This window comes from Streptomyces sp. NPDC046712, from assembly GCF_040645695.1.
Taxonomy (GTDB): Bacteria; Actinomycetota; Actinomycetes; order Streptomycetales; family Streptomycetaceae; genus Streptomyces.
Genome location: NZ_JBEYYW010000062.1, coordinates 1 through 1,014 on the forward strand (window position 1 = coordinate 1; position 1,014 = coordinate 1,014).

The window sequence follows — 1,014 nt, forward strand, 5'->3', positions numbered from 1 at the left end:
TTAAGCGCCAGTAAACGGCGGTGGTAACTATAACCATCCTAAGGTAGCGAAATTCCTTGTCGGGTAAGTTCCGACCTGCACGAATGGCGTAACGACTTCTCGACTGTCTCAACCATAGGCCCGGTGAAATTGCACTACGAGTAAAGATGCTCGTTTCGCGCAGCAGGACGGAAAGACCCCGGGACCTTTACTACAGTTTGATATTGGTGTTCGGTTCGGCTTGTGTAGGATAGGTGGGAGACTTTGAAGCCGTGACGCCAGTCATGGTGGAGTCGCCGTTGAAATACCACTCTGGTCGTGCTGGATGTCTAACCTCGGTCCGTGATCCGGATCAGGGACAGTGTCTGATGGGTAGTTTAACTGGGGCGGTTGCCTCCCAAAGGGTAACGGAGGCGCCCAAAGGTTCCCTCAGCCTGGTTGGCAATCAGGTGTTGAGTGTAAGTGCACAAGGGAGCTTGACTGTGAGACCGACGGGTCGAGCAGGGACGAAAGTCGGGACTAGTGATCCGGCGGTGGCTTGTGGAAGCGCCGTCGCTCAACGGATAAAAGGTACCCCGGGGATAACAGGCTGATCTTCCCCAAGAGTCCATATCGACGGGATGGTTTGGCACCTCGATGTCGGCTCGTCGCATCCTGGGGCTGGAGTCGGTCCCAAGGGTTGGGCTGTTCGCCCATTAAAGCGGTACGCGAGCTGGGTTTAGAACGTCGTGAGACAGTTCGGTCCCTATCCGCTGCGCGCGTAGGAATATTGAGAAGGGCTGTCCCTAGTACGAGAGGACCGGGACGGACGAACCTCTGGTGTGCCAGTTGTCCTGCCAAGGGCATGGCTGGTTGGCTACGTTCGGGAGGGATAACCGCTGAAAGCATCTAAGCGGGAAGCCTGCTTCGAGATGAGTATTCCCACCTCCTTGAGAGGGTAAGGCTCCCAGTAGACGACTGGGTTGATAGGCCGGATGTGGAAGCCCAGTAATGGGTGGAGCTGACCGGTACTAATAGGCCGAGGGCTTGTCCTCA

General features: G+C 56.2%; 1 rRNA gene. It reads left to right on the forward strand.

The window, feature by feature from the left end:
- Positions 1 to 1,013: ribosomal RNA gene (locus ABZ939_RS36885) — 23S ribosomal RNA — on the forward strand; the annotation flags it as partial.
- Between the last annotated feature and the right edge of the window lies 1 nt (position 1,014).